This is a genomic window from Bacteroides sp. 41_26, assembly GCF_949740115.1.
GTDB lineage: Bacteria > Bacteroidota > Bacteroidia > Bacteroidales > Bacteroidaceae > Bacteroides > Bacteroides nordii.
This window is the reverse complement of record NZ_CATJGZ010000054.1, coordinates 124563-138344: the sequence shown is the minus strand read 5'-3', so window position 1 is coordinate 138344 and position 13782 is coordinate 124563. Positions and strand designations below refer to the sequence as shown.

The window sequence follows — 13782 nt, the reverse complement described above, 5'->3', positions numbered from 1 at the left end:
ACTAATGTGATTTTGCTAATTAAGAGTTTTAGCAAGACCAAAAATGCGTGTTAATTTTGCCTTTTATCAAGATATTTTTGATTATAATATTTCTCATTTGTTTTTATATTAATCAAACTATCCCGACTATACAAAAAATGCATATCAGATATATCAGGAACATTATATCCTTCAACATCTGTAGGGTAAACAATTAATTCATTATCAATTAATGTATACTTAATCATCATTAAGCTACCTATCCCTCCATAACGTTTCCAATATTCTAAAATTGAATCATTTCTTAAAATAATAGATTTCACATCGCTCTCCACGATTTTTTCCCTGATTTCATTTTCACTATAAATATCTGAATCAATAGAAGGTATAAACCTATATACCTGAGTATCAAAACCAATTTTACATGACACAATAACAAATGCAATAAGCATCAATGATACGAAAAGAAATAAATTCTGTTTCATGGTAAAAGTTCATATATAGGTATTAAATCGTAAATTCTGCTCCCACAAAATTATAAAATGTCCATAGCATCAGATACAGAAGGGGCTATATCTGTAATCCCTAATTATTTATATTCTTTCTGTTACATTTAAACTACATCAGTAAACTATCACGAAGATACACATACTCCTTCTCTCCAATTTTATAAAGACATGGCATAGTTTCAGGGAGATTTATATGAATCTTTCGATTTAAAACTTTTGTATCTAAATTAATACTATCCAGAGGAGGTATATAATACAATGAATCACGTAATAATGAATATATCTTCAGGGGATATTCACAATAAGAGACTCCATCAAATCTTAAAGGATCACATTTCAAAATTAAATTTATAGGAGCTCCTGTTTTACCCTCCTGTTCCAGAGAAAAGGGAGGAACATTATAAATCCCAGGGAAAACATCCAGAAGATAAATCTTAGAAACAGAAAATTCAAACGGCTGATTACCATTCTTAAGTAAAAAACGGCCCTTAATATTTGAAGATAAATCTAAATAGAAAGAAGAATCAGATTTATTGTAAATCTCAATATACAAATATATTTCCAATAAATCAGAAAAAAGAGATACTGAGTTATCCTTACCACAAATCCGAACAGACGAGATAGTCATATCCACTAAAGGATCTACTTTTACATCCTCTAAACAACGAAAATTACGTATAGCTTCTATATCATAATAACTCTCCAGTTCTCTTTTTCGGGTAAACATACTTTTATCACACGACTTACATTTAAAAAAATACCATGTAAAATTACTATATTGAGTCCCTTCTAAATATGGCCATATTTTATCTACTATTTTACCAGGCAATTTTGGCTTACCTTGCAAATAAAACAAAAAATATTTACCATTATATTCTATAATATCAGTTGGTTCTCGATCTTCTATTGATTCAGGGATAAAAGATCCATCTCCAATTATTACATAAGAATAAAAATCAGAATACGTAAGTCCTACAATCTGTGTAAATTGAGATAATGAATCAGTGTTAGCCAAATGTTTTAAATGATCTAATAACTCTTCATCTATTTTATTAGGATTTATATTTACCTGGCAACTACTCAATAATATCACAACGAATAGGCAACTTCTACTTATAATATCAATCATCTTCATCATTCCATTTTTTAATTATATAATCCATAAAAGAACATATCTTCGTCAAATTCACCTGATTTTTTCCACCATCTGATCCCACATTAACCATTTAGCCTAAAATATACATTCCATGAACGCAGTTCTGATAGTAATCCCCTTATGCCTCATCAAACATAATGTGCAAATGAATATCTACAATTGTCTCCAATTCCTCAAATTTAAATATTCAAAAAACAAATGAAGCAGATCTCTTTAGCATCGTACATGAGCAAACTTGCTGAAACTATTTGCAAAAATCCATACTATCTCTTTGCATGTTAAAAAAATTCTTAAAATAAAGACAATCAATCTGACATTTTTTACTGTTAACAATTATCCGGGTAGCAAAAATTCCATCAGATGGACGTATACCATTGGTTAATTCTTCCTTTTTGATCTCATCAAGGTTCCAATCGGCCACCAATTTCATCATATAACTTATAAAAGTCTGTTGATTTGTAATTTGAAATGTTTTCCCGAAATCTTCGGAATTAATCGATAATGTATCGTTTTTATTCCAAATCATTAAATATGAACTAGACAGGTCAACCTCTCTATGTATTTGAAGAATAAAAATCGTGTCTATCGGATGATTAAGCTTCATCTCATTCAGTATATTTGTTTTTTCTCTTAATTTATAATAACAATTTATATCTCTATTTGCTAGAGGTTCTATTGCAAGTTGCTTTTCCTTGATTTCCTTGGATATCTTACTCCAATTTTGTCCTGATAGCTCTCCCATTGTTAGGGCTAACAAACTAAATAAAATTATGATCTTTGTTTTCATTTTAGTAAATATATGGGGTTGTTGGTATAGACCTATTTCCTATTCTTACCATTGTTTTATAAAATAAGCTTGTATTCGTTCTTGAATCAAGCAACCTTGTAGAGTTGTATCCTGGACTATAGTGAGTTCTAAGTGAGAGCCCATGTTCTGATCTTAGTTGATTTTCAACATGAGTTGCATATTTCTCTGCATTAGGTATAGTCTTGTTTCCAATAGTTGTCCAAGTAGACGCATCATAAGTTTTATTCCAGACATCCTGTACGTGTGCCATTTCGTGGCCGAGTCCAATATAAGAAGGTCTTGTTGTATTACCAGCTTGATCAGGTCCACCTGTGTTAGAAGTAGGATCCCAAATAATGTACTTCCCATTAGGATCTGCTGCATTTGTTTGACTACCTCTTGTCTTACCTATTTGAACAGTATTAGTTGAATTAACCAAATCATCAGCCAATGCCAAACCTTTAGTTCCACTTCTCAATTTAGTTAATGCAGTTGTTAAACCAACAACGAATTGATCCCCTCCAGAATACAAATTACCACTACTATCAAGGAATCCATAATTACCTTGAGCATCTTGTCCATAATAATATGTTGTATTTACAACATTACCATTTACCATTGAAGTCACAACAGTAGTTATACTATCTCCCCTTAAATCCACGTTGTTTATCGGATTATTATCACAATACGCATATGGACTCATTGAATAATACTTCTCACACAATGGATCCATCGTATGAAAACGACCTATTGCCGAATCATAATGCCTTGCACCAAAATCATACCAATCCAGTCTATGCATTCGCTCTAAATATTTACCTCCATATTTATATTGTTGTACTGCTGTTCCCATTCCTTGACCAAACAAACCACCAAAAGGATAGTAGTGAGTTATCTGTTCAAAACTACTATTTTGATCCATCACTACACGGTTATTTCCCTGGTAATCTTTCATATAATAATGATACATAGGATTACCATTTTTAAATGTAATATAGCCACAATCTAGTAAAATTCTACTCAAAACACCATTTTCATAAATTATATTGCCACAATAATCAATTGTTTCATTTACACTAAAAGTGTTCTGTTGCTCTAACTCTGAATTCAATGGAATAACAAAAAACGTAGAATTAGCAGAATTCATATGTAATGAAGAAGAAAGAGGAAAAGATATAGAAGAATATGTTGAAGTACCATATTCCTTACGCAGCTTCACTCCGTCAGCACTATAAGAATAACGAATTATATCACCATTGTTACTAAAAGAGAGATAATTAGGTAAATTCAAACAATTATATTGGATCTCATTTATTCGTCTACTCAAATTCTTAATCAGATTACCATTGGAATCATAAAAAAATTCCTGCTCCCCCGAATAGTCATAATCCACATAATCAAAAGCACCTTCATAAATTGGGTCGAATGCAGATTCGTCAGTAATTTTCCTTAATTGATTACCTGTATATTCCATTGTTAATTCATCTATAAGTTCATAATAAAGTTGGCCTGATATTACCTCAGATAACCCATAACGTTTCAAAAGTACCAAATTTCCCATTTTATCATAGCCATAATTAACAGTATAGTCCGGATCATAATTTGTATCCTCATCTGCGTTTTCTTCGGTATACATAGCTTTCGTTAATCGATTTAGCCCATCATAACTAAACTTATAACTACGTACCACATCTTCTTCAATATCAACTCCCCAATTCATTTGACTAATATTTCCATTATAACAAGGAGAAGTACTATCTGTATAATACAACTGTTGATTAAACGGACCGCTTATTCCCGTTATCCAATTACGAATATTGTAAAAATAATTACAACCCCAAAGTGCATCATGAATATTTTCTACCCATAAACGTCCTAATTCATCATACCAATTTTCTGATAAAATGACTTCTTCATTCTCATCTAATTTGTGTCGTATACTTTTTAAACGTTCTGAATGATCATACGAATAAGTGTATTCCTCTTTTAAAACAGGTTGGTATGGTACTGAATGACAATGGTGATGTTTCAGCAGCTTACCAGTAAACGTATATCGATAAAAATCGGCTTCATATCCACCCAAATGGTTAGTAGAACGTTGTTGAATTATACGATCTTTAGCATCATAATACAAAACCTTTATAATTTCTCCCATTGTATTATCTATAAGAAAATCACGAGTACCTGTCAATTTTCCCTTACCCGACACTTCATCATTCTCTGAATAAACATAACGGGAACCATAACTATTTTCCTCATCATATAGTAGATTAATGGATTTATTAGATAAAACTGGAAGACTTAAAAAGTGGTAACAATCATAATAATAAACCTTTAAAAGCTTAGTTTCAGTACTATTAAGCGTTATCCCCTCAAAAGTATAACCTGTACCCATAAAGCCCGCTTCAGGTAATGTATAATTAAAAGATGCAACCACTCTAGTAGAAGAAATAGAAGCTATATCTAAAACATTGCAAAGTCCTTGTAAAACAGGACGATCAAACACATCAGATAGAGTAAACATCCACTGTCCTTTTCTACGTTGTTCCCCATCCTGAGTAAGTACTAAACGATCCGAAAGATCATAAACCATATATATAGGAGCGCACCCGGGTAGAATTTTCTCAATACAACGATTACGTATATCATACTTATAACGATACGCGTATAGCTCTAGTTCACTTACACTGACTCTTTCACTTACTTGTGGAGGAAGAACACAACGTAAATTACCATATACATCATAAATATAACGAGTATCATAATTTTCACCATTGTTTACCTGTCGTAAAAGGATCAAATTATTTTTGCTATCCTTAAACTGATAAGATACATTACCATCTTCATCGATTGTTTTCACGATAGATAATTGTCCGATAGGATAATTACCACAATATACCGGAATATCTCCTTCTAATTTATATTGAGGACAAGGATAATCAGTTCCATTAAGAAGATATTCTGTGCCTACAGGGTGATTTATCCAAGCATTTCCCGGACCATGTTCGTTTAAAATACGATTTAATGGAGAAGCCTCATAAGATGGATGCGAATAAGCCACTTCATCACGATAATAAGTTGAAGAAGCCGCTTTTAATATGGATGGTAAAACATATTCACCGTTACCTACTATAGGCACAGGAAGCCAATGAAGGCTATCCCGACCTATACAATCATATTCATGAAATACAACAAGGTCTTTTCCGTTAGGAGCAAATCCACGTTGTACTTCTTGGGTAAGACGCCCAAGACCATCAAAATAACAAATTTTCTCAGTACTTCCAGAATCAAGCATAGTACTAACACGAACAAAGTTATAATCCATACTTTGAGAGAAAATGGGAGACGTTGACAATAGTGACCATAAAATTAATGGTATGTATATATTATGTTTCATAATCATTATTTTCATTGAATTTTAAAAATATACTCAAAACTATTTATCGTTTCAGTATTTTATTTCCATAAACCAAATTGTTTACTTGTATACGTAACAAATATTCTCCTACTGGATAATCATTCATTGGAATAATAGAGCACTGTTTTTCATCTTTCTTATATAAGGAATACTGTTGAGACAACTGGCGTCCCTGCATATCATAGATAATTAAATATACCTCCGCTTTTTCGTGAAGTATACAATCGACTAACAACTGTCCCAAATTGTTAATTCCATAATTATAAGTAATATGAGTATCTTTATAACAATCATAAGATTGCATATCCGTATTTTCCCTACCATTATACTCTTTTTCATTCGTTTTAGTACGCATAACCTGATTATCGGGATCATTCTTCAGCGTATAATACTGTTCATGTGGGGGATAATAAAAAGACGTTAAAAAATGGTCCGACCATTTTCCATTTCTAAAAATTGCGCTTTTAACTGTTTCAAATACAGGATAACGATACCCTTCAGCGTACCAGTACCAAGTATCAATTTTTAAAAAAGTAGAAGCTTTTTGTAATCTAAAATCAATACTATCACATTTTAAATCAAAGGATATGGAATCTTTTTGCAAAGAATATCTATCCATTACGGGTACGATACTTTCCACCATCCTCTTCTGTGCATGAATCCGCACAACATTTCGTAAAGTATCTCCTCCAGGAAGTAATAATTCCCCTGTAGCATCCGCTGTCACTGTAGATTTCCCACATATATGAACATTTAAGCGATTACAATACTTTCCCTTACCATCAAAATAGTCTGTCAACACACATCCATAAAAGAAAGGAAAAACGAGAAGAAGCTCTGGTTTACTATAATTAAGCAAAGTTGTAGGGTTTTCATATCCCAATAATAAAAGAGAATCACTATATAGTCTATAATAATACATTGTACGATTTTCAGTACCAACAATAGTATCAGAATGCATGCCTTCAACATTATAATTTAAGTTATAATATTCGTCAACAGGTATTATATCTCTGAAATTCCATATTATATTTTCTCCCCCACTACCTGGTTTCTCATAAGCTATTTGCTGTTTAACTAATCGATCTCCATGTCGTGGTAAGTTATTACATACTTCCAAAGTGTTCTGAGCTAATATATCCCCAAAAGAGCTCCTACAAACCATTAGTAAAATGGATATTTTTATACTTATTTTCATAACATATCAAAATTAATGGCCATAATTATATTGATATTTTTGAACAGCCAAGCCGTCAACATCAATAATCTCACATAATCTCCCCAAAGTATCATAATGATAAGATCGACTTTGACCTGCCGGACTTACTATTTGTATTACTCCAACCAATGGTTGATGTATAAAAGTAGTAACATGGGCTTTATTCATTGAAGGATGTTGACGTAACATATCTATTTTTGAACAGATATAGTCATCGTCAAAAGATTTACGTAAAGATATAACAACGGCATCTGTAAGAAGGACCTTTACAGCTTCGTAGCTTGCATTTTTAATTTCAGCTATTGGGTACTGATTGTTATATCCCCATAAATAAACAGTCGAAAGTCCACTGTTATCTATGATCTGTACGGGGTTATCCACTTCATCATAAGTACAGGACATTTTTTCATAATATCCCGGCGCCATTACAAAACTATTTTTATTGACAGTGGAACTAACATATCCTGGTACACCCGAACCCAACAAACTGACAGACTCTACCTGTCCGGGATTATCAACCCTATAACGGGAAATGATACCACTTACTACTTTAGAAGTGATGCTATCTTCTTCAACCTCTTCTATTACAGCAGAAATATTATTTGCTGTTATCATTCTTTGTATAAAAGGAATAGCAGTACCATAGTAATACGGATAACGTCGAGTACGTGTACGGACTTGCCCATCCGAGGTATGTACCGTAGTTGTATTGAGTTGTGCTTGCTGATCATAAGTATAAGTCGTAGTTGTTACCAATTGGCGAGGACCATCATAAGTCGTTTCTGTAATCTTTTCCAAAAGAATATCACCGGAATTTATTTCTTCGGGGAAATGCTCAACAAGCCCATTACCAACCGGCAAATACCTTTCTATGTAAGACAGTGTTAAAGGATCACTTATCTCTGCCTGGATATACGAATCCAAAGTACTATTATAACGAGTCATATATATAATATTACGTTTATATGACTGAAGATTGTGGATCTTAATACCGCTGTTGAAAATCTTGTGCTTATACTCTTTAGAATGTATTAGTTTGTATTCACCATTTTCATATTTATATGTATTTTCTGCCTGAATTTTCCCAAGACGCCAATCTTCCTGAAAACTTTTCAGATTTGTGTCCAAGATCTGACTGCGGAGATGGAACCCATAAGCTTCGGGAGGAGTATAAATATATTCTTTTTTCCCATATTTAGAACCGACCGCATCTTCATACTCCGTTACTTTCTGGTAATAGATAGGAGCTCCATTACCATAATACAAATCTTCAATAGCATTAGAATAAATAACCGTTTTAAGTGCTGTGGGATAATCCAAATACGTTTTATCGTAATATTCATCAATGGGGGTATCACCTATATACAAAACATTTTGACGACATAAGAAAACGTTTTCAGATTCTGAGAAAGGAGCATGCAAACCGCGAATAATACCAGTCCCATCCTCTCCGTAAACATAATATTTCCTACTGGCAACTGTCCCGTCAGCTTGACAATTTAATATACTAGCTACTCGCGCGCCACCCGAAGGTATCGTACGCCAACCTCCATCTATACGATTACATTCAAATTCAAAATCTGTATATCCACCAGTTGGGTAAGTGATTCGTTTCAATAGACCTTTTAAAGCATATTGTGGTTGAACATTGTTTTCCATCTCCATATAAAGCAGATAATTTCCTCCTATAAAATAATTAAGAAGCATCTGATCTAAATAGTTGTTACTTAAATAATGTGGAGTTTCTATTTGCATAAAAGGAACATTTATATCTACATTATCTGTACGATCGTGTGTCGTTCCGCGAAGTCCTCCCCAAAAGTCACAACCTATTGTAAAATTGCTAAAAGCATGCATACTTGAATAATCGAATTTATAAGTTTCGCTGGGATTTCCAACAATTTGAATCTTATCCAAATAGTTAGTCAGGCTATTTCTTTCTGCTGACACCTTCTGCCCGACACAAGTTTGAGTAAATGCTATTTCACGTACTTGTTGCTGCGAACTATCTACAATTTTTATAGAAGACAGATATTCATAAAGTGTGTTGTAATTGAATAACAATTTATTCCCATTAAACTTAATAACAGAGGGTACCAAACGTTCCTGAACACGTTTACCATTTACAAATTGCATTTCGCCCAATTGATATGTATTATCAACATAATCGGTCTCAGTATATACAGGAGGATCTTCACAATATTCTGGAAAAATAAATCGCGTATAATCCTGAGATACAGTATAATTGATCACATGAGGATAATTTATATTCTGAAAAGGTATTTTCTTAAGAATATCCTTTAGTGTTATTTCAGCACTCCCCGGAAACATATTTGAAATATCATCTGCAAAAAAGACCCGACGTACTTCAGTTAACCCATCAGGCTGCCCTAAAGGAATACTCATATTTTCATACAGTTCGGAACTCTCTACAAATGTATATGAAACTCTACTTGAAAGTTGACGATAAGAAAATTGTATTGTATCCAGCTTTGAAGGAGATATTATCTCACGACATTTCCATGATGAAATATAAGTACCTAAGTCTATACCAGGAGTTCCCGGATCATTTTTTTCTATAGTAGTAGTGGTCCCCCCAAATAAATAAACGGTCCCATCCGTATCCGTTACACGAAATCCTAAAGTAGAGGTTCCTGTAGGAAGAATTACTTCAAATCTAATTCCCGTATAAGGTACCGGAACTAATGTTATTCCTTCATTTTGGGACTTTCGAAGATAAAAACAACCCGACTTACCCTTTAATCTATAATAATATTTATCAGATTGAGTATCAATCTCATTATTAAGCATTCGTAAACGATTATAGGGGGTATAAGTATTAGCAAAATCAAAATTTGTAAGTTTCCCAAATGGGACTCGTTCATACTCATTATAATAATAACCGGATAATTGCCTAAAATCATCATGCCCTCTAATCTCTCGTACAATCTGAAAATCAGAACTCAGCGACCAGCCCAATCCTGTATAAGCACTTTCTTCTTTTGCCTTAAATCCTCCGGCATGATAGCTAATTACAAGCGGCAAACTACTCTCACGGCCTTTCAGCTCAAAAAGAGGAATTTCTATCCGGGGAACACCTGTATTATAATCTACCGGGAAATTAATACACTTGGCTAAACTCGCAGCTTCTGGAGCAGGAGGAGGTTTTACCGGATAACTGAATTGTGAAGGAACACCTTGAGCCAATAAAGGGGATACAAATGATCCTAATAGGATAATACAAAATAAATAATGGCTTTTCATAAGCGCTAAATTTAAAATTAACCATTGTAAAAATAGGCAATTTTTAACAAAATGATTATCTGCATTATCTCAAATATTATCAATAAAGTATCTATTTCAAGAATATAAAACTTTCACTATAGAAAAAAGACAAATAAAACTATATAGGCCTCCTCTTTATCAAAAGGAATAGGTACAACCATATATCAAATAAAGATATATCACAATTCATTAATCATACATAGTTTTATCTATTCAGAACTAAAATCAACAAAAGAATTATCTAAATTAAACCCAATAAAGTAATAAAAAACTCATCGCCTTTCGGCGATGAGCATCTATAAAAATCTCAATATAAATCCACTATTACTTTTTCCTTCGTAAACGTTCCGTCAGCCTGTTGCACCGGCTCTTCCATTCTCCACTTCATAGTAACCGATTTACCCAAATAATCGAGAATCTGATAGAGCGTTTCGTTCCTGAAAGTAGCCCTATATTTATACTCTTTCCCCGATATATTATTAAATTGGATATCAATATTAAAATGCCGTGACAATCTCTTCAACATATCAGGTAAAGGAGTATCTCTAAATATCAATTTACCGTCTTTCCAGGCTATCTTCTCAAATACATCAACCTCAGATTTGACAAATTGCGACGCCTTTTTGTCATAAAGCAGACGTTCACCCGGCTGTAAAGACTCAGCTTCCTCATATCCGGGTATAAGTACATTTACATGTCCGGATTCCAGCACTGTCTCAACATAACCTTCATTTTCATAGGAACTGACATTAAAACAGGTCCCGGTTACAAACACACGCACTCCCGAAGGAGTATTAACATAAAAAGGATGCTCTTTATCAGATTGTACTTCAAAATATGCTTCGCCTTGCAAATCCACCTCGCGTATATTTTTTCTAAAGATGACCGGATAACGAAGTGTACTTCCCGAGTTTAGCCAAACGACCGAATTATCTGGCAATTCATAACGCACCACAGAACCTGTAGAAGCTGTTATACTCGCATATTGTATTTTTTCATCCGACGATTCATTAAAATACAAATAACCTAATATCACAGAGGAGAGAAATAAGGGCAAAGCCAGAAATGCAGCACACCGGATCAATTGGTGCTGCAATCTTTTATTCTTCTTTCTTCTTATCTGATTTTGAGTTTTCCCAAAAGCAGTTTGTACATCAATCGTTTCCATCTCTCTGATGTCATCTCCCAAAGCCAATGCCATCCGAAGGTCCTGAAATAGTCTTCGGTGCTCCTCCGACTCATTCAATAGGATCTCCACCTTCTTTTGCTCGGCTTCAGTGCATAAGCCTTTACAATAGCGAAAAAATAAATCTGAATCTTTATATTCCATTTGTTTTTAAGTTATCTTTTTCGTTTTTCAACTATTACCGGATAAATTATAATCGGGTAAATCGTTGGTCTGCTTAAACTATCTACTATTTGGGATGCCAATTTACTGTATTCTTGTCGAATAATTAATAAAAACATAAAACTAATTTTCTCTAAGAATCATAAAATCATAAATATATATCCCACGGCTTTTCAATGTATACTCACCTTATCTATATTACAATTAAAACCACCTCCAAAGGACAACTCCTCTTCTATTTTTGAAAAAACAGTCCTAATCAGTACCTTTACAAAGCACTATTTACTATTTTTGTGACGACTTTGGCTATGATACAATAATAAATACCCTAACAGCAGATGCAATGAGAATACGCCTTCGCGAAAGTAATAACGAGAAAGAATTCAGAAAGCTGTATGAAGAATACTATGCTCCTTTCTGTCTGTATGCGAAGAGATTCATAAATGATATGACAGTCTGTGAAGACCTCGTTTCCGACGTATTTGTTTCTCTCTGGGATAAACGGGATTCAATCGAATTAAAAAAAGAGACAGCAACCGCATATCTGAAAATATGCGTGCGCAACAGTTGCCTCAACCACCTGAAACACATGGAATATGAATGGAACTACAATGAGTTCTGTCAAAAGCAGTCTCCCATCTATGCCACAGAGACAGACAGTGTATATACTTTGAACGAACTTTATGATATGCTATACAAAACACTGCAACGCCTTCCCGAAAACTACCGCATTGTATTTATCAAAAGCTTCTTTGAAGGTAAAACGCATGCCGAAATTGCACAAGATATGAATCTTAGTGTAAAATCGATCAATCGATATAAACAGAAAACAATGGAATTACTCAGAGAAGAACTCAAAGAGTATCTGCCTGTATTGCTTCTAATAATATTACAGCACAGATTATAATCAAATCTTGCTATGGATTAATCCCAAAAAAATTGATTAATTTATTTACCATATCACAATCAATTAGAATGAATACCCCAAAGCCCCAGACCAGGCAGTGAAAACATTATGTTGTGAAAACGTATCTCTTGTTCCCTCAAATTGCCCACGAATCATTATAGCATGTCTCGACTTTTTAGATACAGGAATCTGTAAACCCAGATTCACATAATATCCAGGAAAAGCTCCTCCAAAAGGTACCATTCGTATATCTCTTACTTTGTATTTAGCCGACAAAAATCCACTGACAATTCCACCGACTCCAATAAAGGGACGCACCGCTCCAACAGGATAAGTATAACATCCTCCTAATTTTCCAGAGAGCAGTATACTCGAATAACTACTCTCCTTGCCTGCATCTTTCGCCGATAGCTTAGACAAAGACAAATCGACAACCAGGCTGAGTGAACTCATCCAACGAGGACAGGAAATAGCTGCATTTATACCTACCAGATATGCCAGATCGGGATTACCATATTCTTTTAAATCATCTAAAAAAACATAATGCAACAACCCTGCATATGGAGTTACAGCCAACCTGAGTTTAGGCTTATCTTCCTTCGCCGTCAACGTTATGCATTTGTCTTCACTATTGCATACAGTATCATGATAAGTTCTCACAAGCTCAATCAACCCCTTATGTGTAAAAGGGGTATGATCTATTTTATCATGGAGTGTCGAAGAGTCCCGGAAAACATAATGTAATGTCGGGATATAGCGATTCACTTCTTTTTTAAACTTACGCCCATCCTCTTCTGTCTTTTCTATCACAGGTGCATCCAGTTTTACCAATCGCCCCTGACTCTCCAAAAAATAAAACTCTTCATTATCATCATTCTCATAATAATACAAATTCTTCATTCCTTGAAACAGACATTCAAGAAAAAGTTGGTTGGCAACACTATCATGTTTCAACTCAATAGAATGTGAAATATATAACTTTCCTTCATCCTCAAAACGATATCCCCAAATATCACCAGGATAATAAGCTGTAGGAGATACATCAGCATCCTGTTTAAACACACAACACCGTGCATTCATTTTATCTGTTCGCAAATCAATTAGACCATGCACAGTATCTTGTTCAAGGGTAATAATATATCCCGGAGAATAATTATTTTGAGCAGATATCATA

At 33.8% G+C, this 13782-nt stretch carries 9 protein-coding genes; 1 reads left to right on the top strand and 8 read right to left on the bottom strand.

Features of this window, described 5'->3' with window-relative positions; genetic code table 11:
• Positions 1–50: 50 nt before the first annotated feature.
• The 7 genes from QX565_RS04700 to QX565_RS04670 all read right to left on the bottom strand — a co-directional run bounded on the left by QX565_RS04700 (position 51) and on the right by QX565_RS04670 (position 11683).
• Positions 51–464, bottom strand: coding sequence for a hypothetical protein (locus tag QX565_RS04700; protein ID WP_289291580.1), 414 nt, complete (start codon positions 462–464; stop codon positions 51–53).
• Positions 465–597: 133 nt separating this feature from the next.
• Positions 598–1626: a hypothetical protein gene (locus QX565_RS04695; protein ID WP_289291579.1), complete on the bottom strand. Its 1029-nt coding sequence runs from the start codon at positions 1624–1626 to the stop codon at positions 598–600.
• 262 nt (positions 1627–1888) lie between these two features.
• Positions 1889–2431, bottom strand: a complete 543-nt coding sequence (locus tag QX565_RS04690) for a hypothetical protein (protein WP_289291577.1) — start codon at positions 2429–2431, stop codon at positions 1889–1891.
• Between the two features lies 1 nt (position 2432).
• Positions 2433–5828 (bottom strand): DUF6443 domain-containing protein, encoded by a 3396-nt coding sequence (locus QX565_RS04685; protein WP_289291576.1) that lies wholly within the window; start codon positions 5826–5828, stop codon positions 2433–2435.
• A gap of 43 nt (positions 5829–5871) precedes the next feature.
• The gene (locus tag QX565_RS04680; protein WP_289291575.1) at positions 5872–7047 is read right to left on the bottom strand and encodes a T9SS type A sorting domain-containing protein; all 1176 of its coding nucleotides are present in this window, start codon (positions 7045–7047) and stop codon (positions 5872–5874) included.
• A 12-nt stretch (positions 7048–7059) separates the two neighbouring features.
• A complete protein-coding gene (locus QX565_RS04675; RefSeq protein ID WP_289291574.1) occupies positions 7060–10332 on the bottom strand; it encodes an RHS repeat domain-containing protein in 3273 nt (1090 codons plus the stop codon).
• Between the two features lie 328 nt (positions 10333–10660).
• Positions 10661–11683: a FecR family protein gene (locus QX565_RS04670; RefSeq protein ID WP_289291573.1), complete on the bottom strand. Its 1023-nt coding sequence runs from the start codon at positions 11681–11683 to the stop codon at positions 10661–10663.
• Positions 11684–12044: 361 nt separating this feature from the next.
• Between QX565_RS04670 and QX565_RS04665 the strand changes: the two genes are divergently transcribed.
• Positions 12045–12608 carry an RNA polymerase sigma-70 factor gene (locus QX565_RS04665; RefSeq protein ID WP_002558789.1) on the top strand — a complete coding sequence of 188 codons (564 nt, stop codon included), beginning with the start codon at positions 12045–12047 and terminating at the stop codon, positions 12606–12608.
• A 63-nt stretch (positions 12609–12671) separates the two neighbouring features.
• Here QX565_RS04665 and QX565_RS04660 read toward each other — a convergent pair whose 3' ends face one another.
• Entirely contained in the window at positions 12672–13781 is a 1110-nt protein-coding gene (locus QX565_RS04660) for a hypothetical protein (RefSeq protein WP_289291572.1), read from the bottom strand.
• Position 13782: the final 1 nt, after the last annotated feature.

Excerpts from the sequence above, each read along its gene's own strand:
- QX565_RS04700 (WP_289291580.1), bottom strand. The coding sequence starts at position 464 with ATGAAACAGAATTTATTTCTTTTCGTATCATTGATGCTTATTGCATTT.
- QX565_RS04695 (WP_289291579.1), bottom strand. The coding sequence starts at position 1,626 with ATGATGAAGATGATTGATATTATAAGTAGAAGTTGCCTATTCGTTGTG.
- QX565_RS04690 (WP_289291577.1), bottom strand. The coding sequence starts at position 2,431 with ATGAAAACAAAGATCATAATTTTATTTAGTTTGTTAGCCCTAACAATG.
- QX565_RS04685 (WP_289291576.1), bottom strand. The coding sequence starts at position 5,828 with ATGAAACATAATATATACATACCATTAATTTTATGGTCACTATTGTCA.
- QX565_RS04680 (WP_289291575.1), bottom strand. The coding sequence starts at position 7,047 with ATGAAAATAAGTATAAAAATATCCATTTTACTAATGGTTTGTAGGAGC.
- QX565_RS04675 (WP_289291574.1), bottom strand. The coding sequence starts at position 10,332 with ATGAAAAGCCATTATTTATTTTGTATTATCCTATTAGGATCATTTGTA.
- QX565_RS04670 (WP_289291573.1), bottom strand. The coding sequence starts at position 11,683 with ATGGAATATAAAGATTCAGATTTATTTTTTCGCTATTGTAAAGGCTTA.
- QX565_RS04665 (WP_002558789.1), top strand. The coding sequence starts at position 12,045 with ATGAGAATACGCCTTCGCGAAAGTAATAACGAGAAAGAATTCAGAAAG.
- QX565_RS04660 (WP_289291572.1), bottom strand. The coding sequence starts at position 13,781 with ATGATATCTGCTCAAAATAATTATTCTCCGGGATATATTATTACCCTT.